The following is a 15006-nucleotide window of genomic DNA, read 5'->3' as shown; positions in this document are numbered from 1 at the left end:
GCGCAGGCGTCCCCGCCCGGGGGGTCCCCTGATTCCATTCTCCCAGGCCACACCGACAATTCGTGGCGGCGATCGTGCCGCCTGTGGACAACCCGAGGTGTCAGCGCGATGACGACCAACTTTGGGACTCTCACTCCCGCCGAGCTCACCTCGGCCGTCACCGGCGGCATCGGCACCAGCCCGCAGCGCCCGGACGGCAACCTCAAGGTGCGCGGCGAGTTCGCCTACGCGTCCGACCTGTGGCACGAGGACATGATCTGGGGCGCGACGCTGCGCTCGCCGCACCCGTACGCCCGCATCACGGGCATCGACCTCACCGAGGCGCTCAAGACCCCCGGCGTGTACGCGGTGCTGACGCACCAGGACGTACCGGGCCGCAACCTCTACGGCCTCGAGCACAAGGACCAGCCGGTGCTGGCCGTGGACGTGGTCCGCTACCAGGGCGAGCCCGTCGCGCTGGTCGGCGCCGACCACCCGGAGACGGCGAACCGCGCGATGAAGCGCATCAAGGTCACCTACGAGGTGCTCGAACCGGTCGTCGACATGGAGACCGCAACCCAGGAAACTCCGCTGCACCCCGGCGGCAACCTGGTGCGCCACGTGCCGATCCGCAGAGGGGATCAAGCTCCCAAGGCCGACGTCGTCATCACCGGCCGGTACGAGGTCGGCATGCAGGACCAGGCGTTCCTCGGACCGGAGTCCGGGCTCGCCGTGCCCGCCGATGACGGTGGCGTCGACCTCTACGTCGCGACCCAGTGGCTGCACGTCGACCGCTCGCAGGTGGCGTCCGCGCTCGGCGTGGCCGAGGAGAAGGTGCGGCTGACGCTGTCCGGCGTCGGCGGGGCGTTCGGCGGGCGCGAGGACCTGTCGATGCAGGTGCACGCGTGCCTGCTCGCGCTGCACACCGGCAAGCCGGTGAAGATGGTCTACAACCGCGAGGAGTCGTTCTACGGCCACGTGCACCGGCACCCCGCGGTGCTGCACTACGAGCACGGCGCGACGGCCGACGGCAAGCTCGTGTACGTCAAGGCGAAGATGTTCCTGGACGGCGGCGCGTACGCCTCCAGCACGCCCGCGGTCGTCGCCAACGCGGCCACGCTCGGCGTCGGGCCGTACGAGGTCGACAACGTCACGATCGACTGCTACGGCGTCTACACGAACAACCCGCCGTGCGGCGCGATGCGCGGATTCGGTGCGGTGCAAGCGGGTTTCGCGTATGAGTCCCAGATGGACAAGCTCGCGGAAGCGCTGAACATGGACCCCGTCGACGTGCGCGTCCGCAACGCGATGACCGAGGGCTCGGTCATGCCGACCGGCCAGGTCGTCGACTCCGCCGCACCCGTCGCGCAGCTGCTGAAGCTGGTGCAGGACAAGCCGATGCCGGCACCGATGTCCGCAGACCTGCGCCAGCTGCCCGGTGGCGTCTCGAACACGACGCACGGCGAGGGCGTGGTGCGCGGCGTCGGGTACGCCGTCGGCATCAAGAACGTCTGCTTCTCCGAGGGCTACGACGACTACTCGACGGCACGGGTGCGCGTGCAGATGGCGGGCGACGAGCTCACCGCACAGGTCCACACCGCCGCGTGCGAGGTCGGGCAGGGGCTCGTCACGATCATGCAGCAGATCGTGCGCACCGAGCTGGACATCGAGAAGGTCACCGTACTGCCGATGGACACCAGCATCGGCAACGGCGGCTCGACCTCGGCGAGCAGGCAGACCTACGTCACCGGTGGCGCGGTGAAGGCCGCGTGCGCCGCGGTGAAGGCGAAGCTGGGCGACCGCACCGACATCGGCGACGAGGTCATCGACGAGACCGTCGAGTGGCGGCACCGCGCGACCGAGCCGCTCGACCCGGAGACGGGACAGGGCAACGCGCACGTGCAGTACGGCTTCGCGGCGCACCGCGCGGTCGTCGACGTCGACACCGAGCTCGGCCTCGTCAGGGTCGTGCAGCTGGACTGCGCGCAGGACGTCGGCAAGGCGCTCAACCCGCAGGCCGTCGTCGGCCAGATCCAGGGCGGCTCCGCGCAGGGACTCGGCCTCGCGGTCATGGAGGAGATCCAGACCTCGCAGGGAAAGGTCCGCAACCCGTCCTTCACGGACTACCTGATCCCGACCGTGCTCGACATGCCACCGATGAGCATCGACGTGCTCGAGCTCGCCGACCCGCACGCCCCGTACGGCATCCGCGGCGTCGGCGAACCGCCCACCATCTCGTCCACCCCGGCGATCGTGGCGGCGATCCGCGCGGCGACCGGACTGGCGCTCACCCGCGTCCCGGTCCGCCCGGAACACCTCACCAACACATGATCTCTGGAGTACCCCGATGAAGAACACCCACCTGCTCGCCACAATCGACCTGGCCACGACGAACGTCGCGAACGGCGGTGGCCCGTTCGGCGCGATGATCGTGCGCGACGGCGAGGTCATCGCCACCGGCGTCAACCAGGTCACGCCCACGCTCGACCCGACCGCGCACGCCGAGGTCGTCGCGATTCGCGCGGCCTGCCAGGCGCTCGGCGACTTCAAGCTCACCGGCTGCACCCTGATCTCGTCGTGCGAGCCGTGCCCGCTGTGCCTGTCCGCCGCGCTGTGGGCGCGGGTGGACAAGGTCGTCTACGCCGCCGACCGCCACGACGCGGCGGCGGCCGGGTTCGACGACCTCGAGTTCTACGAGCTGTTCGGCAGGCCCAGGGAGGACTGGAGCCTGCCGGTCGAACAGATCTCCACCGGCGAGGACAACGCCCCGTTCACCGCGTGGTTGTCCTCTTCCGACCGAATCAACTACTGACGGCCACAAGCCGTACCTGCTGACCGGAGCACATCGCTAAACGCGCCCCGGCTTACTGGAGCGCGCCCACCGGCATGGGAAAGGCCGTCCAATGACTCAACTCCGGAGCCGAACGAGCACGCCGCTCGACCAGTTCTTCCGCATCACCGAACGAGGAAGCACGCTCGGCCGTGAAGTCCGCGGCGGCATCACGACGTTCGTCGCGATGTCGTACATCGTGCTGCTCAACCCGCTGATCCTCGGCGCGTCCGCCGACATCACCGGCGCGAAGCTCAGCATCGAGCAGATCACCACCGCCACCGCGCTGGCGGCCGGCGTGATGACCGTCCTCATGGGACTCGTCGGCAACGCACCGCTCGCACTGGCGGCGGGTCTGGGCGTGAACGGGATCGTCGCGTTCCAGATGGCGCCGACGATGACGTGGGCGCAGGCTTTCGGACTCGTTGTCCTGGAAGGACTCTGCATTGTCGTGATGGCGGCGTCGGGTGTGCGCGAGCGCATCATCAACGCCATCCCGGAACCGCTGAAGATCGCGATCACGGTCGGCATCGGCCTCTACATCGCGCTGGTGGGCCTGGTGAGCGCGGGCTTCGTCACGCGCGTCCCGGACGCCGCGCACTCGACGGTGCCGGTGCAGATGGGCATCGGCGGGCACCTCAACGGCTGGCCGATCGCGGTGTTCTGCTTCGGCCTGCTGCTGATGATCGTGCTGATGGCGCGCGGTGTGCCCGGCGCGGTGCTGATCAGCATCGCCTCCGCGACCGTGCTGGCGATCAGCGTCAACGCGCTGTTCGACGTCAAGGACTGGGGCCTGGTCACCCCGCAGCTCCCGGACTCCGTCGTGGCGGCTCCGGACTTCGGGCTGTTCGGGAACATCGACCTGTTCGGCGGCTTCGCCTCGGCGGGCGCGATCGCGGCGACGACGTTCCTGTTCACCCTGGTGCTCTCCGGCTTCTTCGACGCCATGGGCACGATCACCAGCGTCTCGGACGAGGCGGGCCTCACGAAGAACGGCAAGGTCGAGGGCATGGGCCGGATCCTGATGGTGGACGGCGCGGGCGCGATCGCAGGCGGCATCACGGGTTCCTCGCCGAACACGGTGTTCCTGGAGTCCGCGGCCGGTGTCGGTGAAGGCGCTCGCACAGGTCTGTCGTCCGTGGTGACGGGTGCGCTGTTCACGCTGACGCTGCTGTTCACGCCGCTCGCGGCGGTCGTCCCGGCGCAGGCGGCGGCTCCCGCGCTGGTCGTGATCGGCGGGCTGATGATGACGCAGATCCGCCGGATTCCCTGGGCGGACACGGACTTCACCATCCCGGTGTTCCTGACCGCGGCGATCATCCCGTTCACCTACTCGATCACCAACGGCATCGGCGCGGGCCTCGTGTCGTACGTCGTGCTGAAGGTGTGCAAGGGCCAGTGGCGGCAGACCGGCTGGCTGATGCTCGCGCTGGCGGCGATCTTCGTCGCGTACTTCGGGATGGAGGCCGTGACCGGTGCGTGAACTGGCTGACGCGTTGCTCGCCTGGGACACCTTCGCGGTGGCCAGCGTGGTCGCGGTGCGGGGCAGCGCACCGCGCGAGATCGGTGCCGCGATGGCCGTCGGACCCGGCGGCCAGGTCGTCGGCAGCGTCTCCGGCGGCTGCGTCGAGGGCGCGGTCTACGAGCTGGCGCTCCAGGTGTTGGCAACGGGTCAGCCGGTGCTGGAGTCGTTCGGCTACTCCGACGACGACGCGTTCGCCGTCGGGCTCACCTGCGGTGGTGAGCTCGACGTCTTCGTCCAGCGCGACACCCCCGAGATCCGCGCGGCACTCCGCGCGGCTCGGGAGGGCCGTCCGGTGTCGCTGCGCCGGGTGATCGAGGGCCCGCGCGCCGGCCTGCCACCGCTGGCCGAGACGGAGCGCGTGTTCTCCGAGACCTGGCGGCCGCAGCCGCGGCTGCTGGTGTTCGGCGCGATCGACTACGCGGGAGCGGTCGCGGAGATCGGCCGGTTCCTCGGCTACCAGGTGACGGTGTGCGACGCGCGGCCGATCTTCGCGACGCCGCAACGCTTTCCGGCCGCGCACGAGGTGGTCGTCGACTGGCCGCACCGCTACCTCGCCTCCACCTGCACGGATTCGCGCACCGCGGTCTGCGTGCTGACGCACGACCCGAAGTTCGACGTGCCCGTGCTGGTGGAGGCACTGCGGCGACCACTCGCGTTCGTGGGCGCGCTCGGCTCGCGGCGCACGCACGCCGAGCGGCTGGAACGACTGCGCGAAGCCGGCCTCGCCGAGCACGAGCTCGCGAGGCTGCGCTCCCCCATCGGTCTCGACCTCGGCGGGCGGACGCCGGAGGAGACCGCCGTGTCCATCGCGGCCGAGCTGGTCGCGGTGCGGCACGGCGGATCCGGCTCCCCGCTCTCCTCGGTCAGCTCCCCCATCCACAAGGAGACCCACCATGGCGTTGATCTTCCTGAACGGCGGCGGGATGAAGGGCGGCCCGCTGCACTCGCAGCTGCAGGGGACCCCGCTGGTGTGTGCCGCCCGTAGCGCGGCGAAGTACCGGTACTTCTCGGTCGGCGACCGGTTCCCGGCGATGCACGCGTCCGGCACCGGGTCCGTGGTGGGCGAGGTGTACGACCTGCCGCTGACCGTGCTGCGCGACCACCTGCTGCCGTCCGAGCCGCCCGAGCTGGAGATCGGCGTGATCGAGCTGGAGGACGGCAGCGCCTGCCTGGCCACCGTGCTGCGGGAGTCCTGTCTGGACAGTCCTGAGCTGACCGACATCACGTCGATCGGCGACTGGCGGGCGTATCTGCGGCGGTAAAGCGTTTGCGTCGCGCGGTACGAAGGTGGGGTGAAGGGCTACCACCCGATGGACAGCTTCGGCGCAGACACCGCGGCCGAATACGACAACAACCCCAGGGGCGACGAAGGTGTGTCGGTCGCCCTGCTGCACGAACTGGCAGGCGCCGGACCGGCGCTGGAACTGGCGATCGGCACCGGCCGCATCGCGCTCCCGCTGGCCGCGACGGGCGTCCGGGTCGACGGGATCGACCTGTCACCCGACATGGTCGCCCAGCTGAGAGCCAAGCCGGGCGGCGACGCGTTGTCGGTGACGATGGGCGACTTCGCCGACGTGGACGTGCCCGGCACGTACTCGCTGGTCTACGTCGTCTACAACACGTTGTTCAACCTGCTCACCCAGGACGACCAGGTGCGGTGCTTCGAGAACGTGGCGAAGCACCTCACCGACGACGGCGTGTTCCTCGTCGAGGCCGGGGTGCCGCACATCCGCGACGACGACCAGAGCATCCGTGCGGAGCGGGTGAACAAGCGGGACGTGTGGCTGGACCTGGAACGGTACGACCCGGTGACGCAGCTGCTCGAGGAGAACCACGTGCACCTGACGCCGCAGGGCATCCGGTTCTTCCCGGTCGTGCAACGGCTCGCGTGGCCTGCCGAGCTGGACCTGATGGCGCGCATCGCGGGCTTGCGGCTGAAACACCGGTGGGGCGGCTGGGAACGACAGCCGTTCACCGTCCACACGCCCAACTGCGTCTCGGTCTACGAACGCAACAGCCCGCGTTCGTAGGCGACCGCCACGGCGGCGGCGCGGTCCTTCACGCCGAGCTTCGCGTAGACGTGCAGCAGATGCGTCTTCACCGTCGCCTCGGAGATGAACAACCGAGCCGCCGCCTCGCGGTTGGTCGACCCGCGCGCGACCAGCCCGAGCACCTCCAGTTCGCGCTGCGACAGCGGTTCGGCGTCCGGGGTCCGCACCTGGCCGACGAGCTTGGTCGCGACGGCGGGCGACAGCACCGCCTCACCCCGTGCGGCTGACCGCACGGCGCGGAACAGCTCGTCGCGCGGCGTGTCCTTGAGCAGGTAGCCGGTGGCGCCCGCCTTGATCGCGGGCAGCACGTCGCGGTCCGTGTCGTACGTCGTGAGCACCAGCACGCGGGCCGGGTTCCCCTTGTCCCGCAACCGGTTGATGGCCGTCACGCCGTCCACGACCGGCATCCGCAGGTCCATCAGCACGACGTCCGGCCGCAGCGCCTCGACGACGGTGACGGCCTCGTCGCCGTTGGCCGCCTCACCGACGACCTCGAAACCGCGGTCGGACGAGAACATGCCGCGCAAGCCGTCCCGCACGACCGGGTGGTCGTCGACGATCACCAGCCGGATCACGGCGCCACCGCCGGGACCGACGCGGAGATCGCGGTGCCGCCGCCCGGTTCGGACTCGACCTCCAGCACACCGGCGAGCCGCTGCACGCGCTGCCGCATGGTCGTCAGGCCGAAACCGTCACCGGGGGCGCCGATGTCGAAGCCCACCCCGTCGTCGCGCACGTCCAGCGTCACCACGTCCCCCATGTACGACAACGTCAACCCGACCCGCGACGCCGCCGCGTGCTTCGCGACGTTCGCCAACGCCTCCTGCGCGGTGCGCAGCAGCGCGACCTCCACCTCGGGATGCATCGCCCGCGCGTCACCCGTCGTGGTCACCGACACCGGCACGCCGTTCGCCGCCGTCCACCCGTCGACGACCTCGGCCAGCGCCTCCGGCAGCCCCGCGTTCTCCAGCTGCGGCGGGCGCAGCGCGTGGACGGACCGGCGTGCCTCGGCCAGGTTCTCCCGCGCCAGCCTGGCCGCGGTCTCGACGCGCTGCTTCCAGTCCCCGGTGGACTCGGCGGCCTCGAGTTGGGTGATGATCCCGGTGAAGCCCTGCGCGAGCGTGTCGTGGATCTCGCGCGCCATCCGCTGCCGTTCGTCCAGCACACCGGCTTCGCGCGCCTGCACGAGCAGCTGCGCGTGCAGGCCCTGGTTCTCCTCCAGCAGCTCCTTGCGCTTGCGGGCCTGCTGGGTCGTGATGTGCCCGATGAACGTGAACACGCACGCCACCGTCACGAACAGCGCGAGCAGGCCCCAGAAGGCGAGCCTGTTCTCGGGTGGCGGGTATCCGCCGAACAGCGAGAGCGTCGCGAGCACCGCCGTGGCCGCGGTGACGACCAGCATCCACTTCCCGGTGAGGTACTCGGCGGCGTAGATGTAGACCGCGTAGGACACCGCGCCGAACCAGTGCTCCCGCAGGCCCAGCACGCCGTAGAACAGCACCATCCCGGCGATGAACACGGGCACCGGCAGCAGCGTGCGCACCGAGAGCCACACGTACCCGAACGCGACGACCGCGAGCGTGAAGACCCGCTGCCCTGCCGACTGCTGCGTGAACGCCAGGTACAGCACCGTGGTCACGGTCAGCACGAAGTAGGCGATCACGTGCGCGACTCGCGCGAGCCTGCGCTCCCACCTGTTCAACGCGGCTTCGTCCACGCCCTACTCCCAGCGGAAGGTCCTGGCGGCGACGGTACCCGCCACCAAGGTCACCAGTGCCATGATCACGAGATGCGCCGGCTGCGGCGCGGTGCCGAGCCACCCGTCCTGGAGCGCCTGCACGCCCGGCGGCAGGTGCTCGCCGATCGCGTTGATCACCTCGGGCAGCATGAACCTCGGCAGGTACGCGCCGCCGAAGAACATGATCAGCATGAACGCGATCGTCGCCCACCCGCCGGCAGCCCGCGCGGTGGGCGCCAGCGCGGCGATGACCAGGCCGATCCCGAACAGCGCCGACGCGCCCAGCGCCACCGTGAGCAGCAGGCCGAGCGGGTTGTGCGGCAGGTCGATGCCGAACACCAGCCTGCCGACGGCGATCGTCAGCGCGATGGACGCGGCGGCCGCCCCGATGTTGACGATCATCTGCGCGACGAGGATGCGCACCGGGTGCACGGGTGTCGTGGAGAGCCTGCGCAGCACGCCCTTCTCCCGGTAGGTCGCGACGACCTGCGGCACCCGCTGCAGCCCGATGAACGCCAGCGTGATCACGATCAGCGTCGACGCGTAGCCGTCGATGAACCGCAGCCCGCCGAACACCGGGTCCGGCGTGCGCAGCGCGGGGATCGCGCCGAGCACCAGCAGCAGCGCGGTCGGGAACACCACCGCGAAGATGGACGTCTGGCGGTCCCGCAGGAACAGCCTGGTCTCGATCTCAACGATCTTGCGCACGGTGTCCTCCGGTGAGTGCGACGTAGGCGTCGTCGAGGCTGACCTGGTCGACGCGGAGCTCGAGCGCGACGATCTGCCTGCGGGCCAGCAGGGACGTGACGGCGTGCAGCAGGTTGCCGCCGCCGGTGACGGTCAGCTGGCCGCCGTCGTCCTGGACGTCCGTCACCTCGTGCAGGCCGCGGAGCAGATCCAGCGCCAGCGGTTCGGACGGCCGGAACCGCACCCGCTGCTCACCGTCCACACGGGACACCAGCCCGGAAGGCGTGTCCAGCGCGACGATCCGGCCCGCGTTGACGACGGCGACGCGGTCGCAGAGCCGCTCGGCCTCCTCCATGAAGTGCGTGACGAGCAGGATCGTGACGCCCGCGGTGCGCACGTCCTCGACGATGCTCCAGGTGTCGCGGCGGGCCTGCGGGTCGAGCCCGGTGGTCAGTTCGTCGAGTATCGCCACGCGCGGGTTGCCGACGAGCGCGAGCGCGACGTTCAGCCGCTGCTTCTGGCCGCCGGACAGCTTCCCGAACTCGGCTTCGCGGTGCTCGGCGAGCCCGAGCCGTTCGGTCCAGTCGACCGGGTCCGGGTAAAAGCTGGAGAACAGCTCGATCGCCTCGCGCACCCGGATCCGCTCAGGCAGCTCGCTCTCCTGCAACTGCACGCCGAGCAGGTCCCGGCAGTCCTTCGGGTTCCTTCCGGCGACCTTGATGGTGCCCGCGTCGGGCGTCCTGAGCCCGGCGACGCACTCGACGGTCGTGGTCTTGCCCGCGCCGTTCGGGCCGAGGATGCCGAAGATCTCCCCCTCGTCGACGGCCAGGCTGATGCCGTCGACCGCGACCTTCGCCCCGTAGGTCTTGCGGAGGTCGTCGACTTCGATGATTGCCATGCCTCGAGCGTCGCGTTCGGACGCTCGCGTCTCATCGAACGAGCTGGTAGTGCTGGATCAACCGATCGGTTGATCCAGGCCGTGCACCACCTGGTCGAGGAGGGTGGCGATCACGGCCTCGTTCTCCTCGCTGCGGCCCGGCGTGATCATCCGCGACGAGGCTTCGACCATGGCGTGCACGAGCATCGCCCGGAGCTGGGCGCGTTGCACGCCCGCCGTCTTGAAGACGCCGACGAGCGGCGCGAGGAGCCGTTCGTGCTCGGCCCTGATCTGCTCGCGGCTGCTGTCCGGCAGCGTGTGCGCGGAGAGCGCGACCACCGCACCGTGGCTGCCGTCCGAGATGATCTCGAGCTCGGCGCGCAGGTAGGCCTCGATCTTCTGCGGCACGGTGCCAGCCTGGTTGACCGCGTCCTCCAGCTTGTCCGCCCACTCGGGCAGCGCGTCGGTGACGATCGCGGCGACCAGTTCCTCGCGGGACCGGAAGTACTCGTAGAGGCTCGGCCTGCTCAGCCCGACCCGCCTGGCCAACGCCGCGAGGGTGAGCGCGTCCGCGCCGCCTTCGGCGACGATCTCCCGTCCGGCGTCCAGCAACGCGCGCAGCCGGTTGGCACGGTGCTGCGCGACCGTGTCAGCGCTGATCCTCGGCACACACCGATCGTATCGCTTGATCGCCTTGCCTTCCCGACGTGGTGTTGGAATAGTTGCCGACAGAGCGTCGGAATCACAGGAGGTCGCAGTGTTCATCGCTACCAACCGCCTGTTCGTCCCCGCGGAGCGAGCCGAGGAGTTCGAACGCCACTTCCGCGACAACATGCGCACGTTCCTGCCAGGTGTGCCCGGCCTGCTGCGCAGCACCCTGCTGAGGCCGACCCGTCCCGACCAGCCGTACGTGTCCACCAACGAGTTCGAGTCCGAAGAGGACTTCCGCGCCTGGGTCGCGTCCGACTCCTTCAAGCAGGCGCACGCGCGGAACAGCGGGATCGCCCGGCACGTCACGGGTAACGCGGTCGAGTGCTTCTCGCCGATCGAGGACCTGATCGTCACGCCTGACGAAGCCTGCGCCTGACGTCACCTGTGGACAACTCCGGGCTCACGGCCCGGAGTTGTCGGTGCTGGCTGGGAGAATGAAATCAGGGGTCCCCTGGCGGGCGACGCCTGCGTGAGCGCGGACAGGCACGGCCTGGCGCGGCGCGCGTACCGCAGCCCAACCGTCACACCTGCGGCAACAGGTCCCGCATGCGCTGAATCTCATCGGTCTGCGTGGAGATCACGTCGTTGGCCATCTCCTCGACCAGCACGTTCTGACCGGCCCCGAGCAGGTCGGTTGCCATCTTCACGGCACCCTCGTGGTGCACGATCATCAGCTCGAGGAACATCCGGTCGAACGCCCCACCGGAGGCGTTCTTCAACGCGTCCAGCTGCGCGGCGGTCGCCATCCCCGGCATGGTCGAGTGGTCGTGCTTGGACGCACCGGAGGCGCCGAACTGCTTCTGCCACTGCTCCATGGCGCCGATCTCGGGCTTCTGCGAGTCCTCGATCCGCGAGGCGATGCCCTTGACCGTCCCGTTGGCCGCACGCGTGGGCACGAGCGACGTCATCGACAGCGCCTGCTGGTGGTGGACGATCATCATCGTCACGTAGGTCCGGTCGGCGTCGTTGGGCGGCGCCGGGATGTGGCTCGAAGCTTCACCCGGAGAGATGGTCTGCGCCTGCTCACCCGGCCCGTTGGGGACGATGATCGGCGGCGCGTCCGGGTCGGACGACGTGCACGCCGCACCCCCGATGACCAGCAAGATCGTCACCGCTAGCAGACCGGTCCGCACCCCGCACCCCTTTCGCCGCTTCGGCGCACAATACCCGCCGAAAGGAGCTGTTCATTAGCTAGGCGAAGAGTAGATACTTCCGCCACACAGACAACCCCCGACCGAGAGGGGAACCCAGTCGTGACCACACGACGCAGATCGTCGTTGGCGGTTGTAGGAGCGCTTGCGCTCGCGTTGTCAACGTTGACAGCCCCCCAGGCCTTTGGTCAGCCCGACAACCCGGACAACGCCGACATCGCCGGGCTCTCGGAAGCCCAGCTGGAGGCGCCAGCGGAACCGGGCGGCGGCCCGCTGGCCCCGGACGAGATCAGCCGAAGCCGGAACATGAAGAGGGTTGCCCACCTCGACAAGTCCGGCCCGTTCGCCAACGGGGACTCGGTTTACTCGGACATCGCGTTCACCGACAACCACGCGATCGTCGGCAACTACCTCGGCTTCACGATCTACAACGTGCGCAACCCGCGCAGCCCGAAGATCGTCAGCCAGGTGCTCTGCCCCGGCGCGCAGAACGACGTCACGGTGTCAGGTGACCTGCTGTTCCTGTCGACCGACTCGTCGCGCAGCAACAACACCTGCAACAACGTCGCGCAGTCCGCCACGATCAAGGACTCGTGGGAGGGCATCAAGATCTTCGACATCAGCGACAAGCGTGCTCCCAAGTACGTCGCGGCTGTCGAGACCGACTGCGGCTCGCACACCCACACGCTGGTGCCCGGCAAGAACAAGAAGGACGTGTACCTCTACGTCTCTTCCTACTCGCCGAACGCCACGTTCCCGGACTGCCAGCCGCCGCACGACAAGATCTCGATCGTCAAGGTGCCGGTGCGCAACCCGGCGGCCGCATCGGTCATCAAGGCTCCGGTGCTGTTCCCGGACGGCGGCGACCCCGGTGCACCCGGCCGCTCGGCGACCAGCGGCTGCCACGACATCACCGTGTACCCGAAGCTCGACCTCGCGGCCGGCGCCTGCATGGGTGACGGCGTGCTGTTCGACATCTCCAACCCCGAGGCACCGCGTGAGCTGAGCAGGCAGGCCGACGACGTGAACTTCGCGTTCTGGCACTCGGCGACGTTCAACAACGACGGCACGAAGGTCGTCTTCACCGACGAGCTCGGTGGCGGCGGCGCGGCGACCTGCAACGCGGAGATCGGCCCGAACCGGGGTGCCAACGGCATCTACGACATCGTGGGCCGGGGCGACAAGCGCAAGCTGGTGTTCCGCAGCTACTACAAGATCCCGCGGTTCCAGACGAGCACCGAGAACTGCGTGGCGCACAACGGCTCGCTCATCCCGATCAAGGGCAAGGACATCATGGTCCAGTCCTGGTACCAGGGTGGCGTGTCGGTGTGGGACTTCACGAACTCGGCCAAGCCCAAGGAGATCGGGTTCTTCGAGTACGGCCCGATGGCCAACGGTGCCAGTGGCGGCACCTGGTCGTCGTACTACTACAACGGCTACATCTACTCCTCGGAGATCCAGCGCGGATTCGACGTGATCGACTTCCGCGATCCGAGGGCGTTCCCGGCGAAGTTCGTCCGGTTCGACGAGCTCAACGTCCAGACGCAGCAGCACTACCGCAGCTGGTAGTGGTTCGGTGAGAAGGGGCGGTGCCGCGCGGCACCGCCCCTTTTCCGTGCGTAGGGTGAGCGCATGATCGTTCTCGAGATCTCATTCAGCGAAGACGGCGGACAGCGGCTGGCCGCCCGGCCGCTGCACCGCGAGAAGCTCGCCGCGCTGCACGCGGAGGGCAAGCTCGCGATGGCGGGCCCGTGGCGCGACGAGTCCGGCGCGATGGTCGTGTTCAACGTCGAAGACGAGGCGGCCGCACGGGTGATCATGGCCGACGACCCGTACTACGCGACGCCGGGCGTCACGGTGGTGTCGTTGCGGCCGTGGAATCCGATCGTGGGTGCGTGACCCGCTGGTCAGCGCGCTGGCGGCGTTCCGCGAGCGCGCTGACCGCCGTCAGCACCAGCGTGATCGCCACGCCACCGAGCACCGCCCACTCCGGCGTGCCGTGCGCGAGCACCCATGCCGCCGCGCTGGCCGTGAGGCCGTAGCCGACGCCGGTCACCGCGTACATCATCGAGAAACCCGCCGCGTGCGCGCCGACGGGCAAGCGTTCGCGCAGCACCAGGCTGCGCGTCACCAGCACGCCTGACTGGAACAACCCGGCCGCCAGCAGCGCGATCGCGATGATCGGCAGGCTCGTGCCCAGCGCGACGAACACGACGCACGCCGCGGTGACGACGAGCAGCACGAACCCCTGCGTGCGCAGGCCGCCCGGCCACCTCCGCCAGCCGTAGACGAGCGCGCCGACCGCGCTGCACGCCGCGAACCCGGTCAGCAGGACACCGGCCCAGCCGACCGCGAAACCCCGGTACTCCAGCAGCGCGGGCAGCACCAGCTCCGCCACCGCCAGCTGCGCCAGCGCGGCGGCGCTGATCAGGTAGATCGGCCACGCCGACAGCACGGTCCGCGTGGTGGCGGAACCCTTGCGCGACGTGACGTGCCCGCGCGGCAGGATCCACACGAGCCAGGCCGCGATGGCCGTCCCCGACGCCGCGACCACGGCGGGCGCCTGCGGTGCGACGCCGAGCGCCACGACGGTGACCAGCGCGGGCGCGACCGCCCAGGTGACCTGGGTGAGCATCGCCTCCATGCTCATCGCGCGCGGCACGTGGTCGTCCGGCAGCAGGCCGAGCAGCACCGCGCGCAGTCCACCCGGTGTGGTCGACGGACCGGCGCCCGCGAGGAACGCCGCCGCGACCAGCAGCCAGGTGCTCTGCGCGAACGCGAGCACGCCGAACGCCACCGCGCCCACCGCGAGTCCGGCCGAGAGCTGGCCGCGCAGGCGTGCGGTGTCCAGCAGGAGGCCGAGCAGCGCGGCACCCAGCACCTCGCCCACGACGTAGACGGCGGCGAGCGCGGCGCCCAGCGAGTACCCACCGGGTAGCTCGCGGGTCAGGAACACCATGGCCAGCGGGGCCATCGCGAGCGGCAGCTTGCCCACCAGCGACACGACGACCCAGGCGAGCACGTCCCTGTTGACGAGCTCGCGGTAGCCCAGCCCCGTCACTCGCCGAGCTCGGTGAACAGGGTCAGCTGCAGACCCGCCGGAGCCGCGAGCCGCGCGTTGAGCGAGTTCCACGGCGTCCGCGTCGGCTCCGCGATCACCTCGGCGCCCGCCTGTTCGAGCTCGCGCGTCGTGGCGGCCGAGTCGTCGACCTCGAACGCGACCCGGATGTGCCCGGCGACGCGCCTGCCGACCTCGACCTCGTCGATGTAGTCGGCGTGCTTCGGTTCGATGATCTCCAGCGTCGCCCGGCCCGCCTCGAGGATGGTCACCCGGCCGTTCTCGGAGCTGTAGGCCTCGCGCTCGGACAGGCCGAGGACGTCGCGGTAGAACCGCAGCGCCTCGTCGTAGTCGGACGCTGTGACAGCCAGACGGAGTTCGCGCACACCGGACATCTGT

At 69.7% G+C, this 15006-nt stretch carries 17 protein-coding genes; 9 read left to right on the top strand and 8 right to left on the bottom strand.

Going from position 1 to position 15006, the window contains the following annotated elements; genetic code table 11:
- The first annotated feature begins 108 nt into the window (after positions 1–108).
- The 6 genes from FKR81_RS13120 to FKR81_RS13095 all read left to right on the top strand — a co-directional run bounded on the left by FKR81_RS13120 (position 109) and on the right by FKR81_RS13095 (position 6364).
- Positions 109–2310 carry a xanthine dehydrogenase family protein molybdopterin-binding subunit gene (locus FKR81_RS13120; protein WP_146351547.1) on the top strand — a complete coding sequence of 734 codons (2202 nt, stop codon included), beginning with the start codon at positions 109–111 and terminating at the stop codon, positions 2308–2310.
- Between the two features lie 16 nt (positions 2311–2326).
- Complete coding sequence (locus FKR81_RS13115; protein ID WP_146351544.1) at positions 2327–2791, top strand: nucleoside deaminase; 465 nt, start codon at positions 2327–2329, stop codon at positions 2789–2791.
- Between the two features lie 91 nt (positions 2792–2882).
- Complete coding sequence (locus FKR81_RS13110; protein ID WP_146351542.1) at positions 2883–4292, top strand: NCS2 family permease; 1410 nt, start codon at positions 2883–2885, stop codon at positions 4290–4292.
- Positions 4285–5319 (top strand): XdhC family protein, encoded by a 1035-nt coding sequence (locus FKR81_RS13105; RefSeq protein ID WP_146351540.1) that lies wholly within the window; start codon positions 4285–4287, stop codon positions 5317–5319. Before FKR81_RS13110 ends, FKR81_RS13105 begins: the two co-directional genes overlap by 8 nt.
- Complete coding sequence (locus FKR81_RS13100; RefSeq protein WP_146351537.1) at positions 5228–5596, top strand: allophanate hydrolase-related protein; 369 nt, start codon at positions 5228–5230, stop codon at positions 5594–5596. The genes FKR81_RS13105 and FKR81_RS13100 overlap by 92 nt, the downstream gene beginning before the upstream one ends.
- A 30-nt stretch (positions 5597–5626) precedes the next feature.
- Positions 5627–6364 carry a class I SAM-dependent DNA methyltransferase gene (locus FKR81_RS13095; protein ID WP_235921510.1) on the top strand — a complete coding sequence of 246 codons (738 nt, stop codon included), beginning with the start codon at positions 5627–5629 and terminating at the stop codon, positions 6362–6364.
- Here FKR81_RS13095 and FKR81_RS13090 read toward each other — a convergent pair.
- The 5 genes from FKR81_RS13090 to FKR81_RS13070 are packed head-to-tail and all read right to left on the bottom strand — an operon-like array spanning position 6337 to position 10356.
- Positions 6337–6960 (bottom strand): response regulator, encoded by a 624-nt coding sequence (locus FKR81_RS13090; RefSeq protein WP_146351534.1) that lies wholly within the window; start codon positions 6958–6960, stop codon positions 6337–6339. The two genes, FKR81_RS13095 and FKR81_RS13090, sit on opposite strands and share 28 nt — an antisense overlap.
- Positions 6957–8102 carry a sensor histidine kinase gene (locus FKR81_RS13085; RefSeq protein WP_146351531.1) on the bottom strand — a complete coding sequence of 382 codons (1146 nt, stop codon included), beginning with the start codon at positions 8100–8102 and terminating at the stop codon, positions 6957–6959. Before FKR81_RS13085 ends, FKR81_RS13090 begins: the two co-directional genes overlap by 4 nt.
- A gap of 3 nt (positions 8103–8105) precedes the next feature.
- Positions 8106–8831: an ABC transporter permease gene (locus FKR81_RS13080; protein WP_146351528.1), complete on the bottom strand. Its 726-nt coding sequence runs from the start codon at positions 8829–8831 to the stop codon at positions 8106–8108.
- Positions 8815–9708, bottom strand: a complete 894-nt coding sequence (locus tag FKR81_RS13075) for an ABC transporter ATP-binding protein (RefSeq protein ID WP_146351525.1) — start codon at positions 9706–9708, stop codon at positions 8815–8817. The genes FKR81_RS13080 and FKR81_RS13075 overlap by 17 nt, the downstream gene beginning before the upstream one ends.
- Positions 9709–9765: 57 nt before the next feature.
- The gene (locus tag FKR81_RS13070) at positions 9766–10356 is read right to left on the bottom strand and encodes a TetR/AcrR family transcriptional regulator (RefSeq protein WP_146351522.1); all 591 of its coding nucleotides are present in this window, start codon (positions 10354–10356) and stop codon (positions 9766–9768) included.
- 88 nt (positions 10357–10444) lie between these two features.
- Here FKR81_RS13070 and FKR81_RS13065 point away from each other — a divergent pair, with 88 nt between their 5' ends.
- Positions 10445–10774 carry an antibiotic biosynthesis monooxygenase family protein gene (locus tag FKR81_RS13065; RefSeq protein ID WP_146351519.1) on the top strand — a complete coding sequence of 110 codons (330 nt, stop codon included), beginning with the start codon at positions 10445–10447 and terminating at the stop codon, positions 10772–10774.
- Positions 10775–10919: 145 nt separating this feature from the next.
- Here the strand turns inward: FKR81_RS13065 and FKR81_RS13060 are convergent, their stop codons facing one another.
- Positions 10920–11510, bottom strand: a complete 591-nt coding sequence (locus FKR81_RS13060) for a DUF305 domain-containing protein (RefSeq protein ID WP_235921509.1) — start codon at positions 11508–11510, stop codon at positions 10920–10922.
- A 204-nt stretch (positions 11511–11714) separates the two neighbouring features.
- Between FKR81_RS13060 and FKR81_RS13055 the strand changes: the two genes are divergently transcribed.
- On the top strand, positions 11715–13118 hold the full coding sequence (locus FKR81_RS13055) for an LVIVD repeat-containing protein (RefSeq protein ID WP_235921508.1): 1404 nt from the start codon (positions 11715–11717) through the stop codon (positions 13116–13118).
- Between the two features lie 63 nt (positions 13119–13181).
- Positions 13182–13448, top strand: a complete 267-nt coding sequence (locus FKR81_RS13050; RefSeq protein ID WP_146351513.1) for a YciI family protein — start codon at positions 13182–13184, stop codon at positions 13446–13448.
- Here the strand turns inward: FKR81_RS13050 and FKR81_RS13045 are convergent.
- Both FKR81_RS13045 and FKR81_RS13040 read right to left on the bottom strand, forming a co-directional pair.
- A complete protein-coding gene (locus FKR81_RS13045) occupies positions 13402–14610 on the bottom strand; it encodes an MFS transporter (protein ID WP_146351510.1) in 1209 nt (402 codons plus the stop codon). The genes FKR81_RS13050 and FKR81_RS13045 overlap by 47 nt on opposite strands.
- The gene (locus FKR81_RS13040; protein ID WP_146351507.1) at positions 14607–15002 is read right to left on the bottom strand and encodes a VOC family protein; all 396 of its coding nucleotides are present in this window, start codon (positions 15000–15002) and stop codon (positions 14607–14609) included. Before FKR81_RS13040 ends, FKR81_RS13045 begins: the two co-directional genes overlap by 4 nt.
- Between the last annotated feature and the right edge of the window lie 4 nt (positions 15003–15006).

This window comes from Lentzea tibetensis, assembly GCF_007845675.1.
GTDB lineage: Bacteria > Actinomycetota > Actinomycetes > Mycobacteriales > Pseudonocardiaceae > Lentzea > Lentzea tibetensis.
Note: the sequence above shows the minus strand (reverse complement) of the source record. Positions and strands in the feature narration are given on the sequence as shown.

Excerpts from the sequence above, each read along its gene's own strand:
- FKR81_RS13120 (WP_146351547.1), top strand. The coding sequence starts at position 109 with ATGACGACCAACTTTGGGACTCTCACTCCCGCCGAGCTCACCTCGGCC.
- FKR81_RS13115 (WP_146351544.1), top strand. The coding sequence starts at position 2,327 with ATGAAGAACACCCACCTGCTCGCCACAATCGACCTGGCCACGACGAAC.
- FKR81_RS13110 (WP_146351542.1), top strand. The coding sequence starts at position 2,883 with ATGACTCAACTCCGGAGCCGAACGAGCACGCCGCTCGACCAGTTCTTC.
- FKR81_RS13100 (WP_146351537.1), top strand. The coding sequence starts at position 5,228 with ATGGCGTTGATCTTCCTGAACGGCGGCGGGATGAAGGGCGGCCCGCTG.
- FKR81_RS13075 (WP_146351525.1), bottom strand. The coding sequence starts at position 9,708 with ATGGCAATCATCGAAGTCGACGACCTCCGCAAGACCTACGGGGCGAAG.
- FKR81_RS13050 (WP_146351513.1), top strand. The coding sequence starts at position 13,182 with ATGATCGTTCTCGAGATCTCATTCAGCGAAGACGGCGGACAGCGGCTG.
- FKR81_RS13040 (WP_146351507.1), bottom strand. The coding sequence starts at position 15,002 with ATGTCCGGTGTGCGCGAACTCCGTCTGGCTGTCACAGCGTCCGACTAC.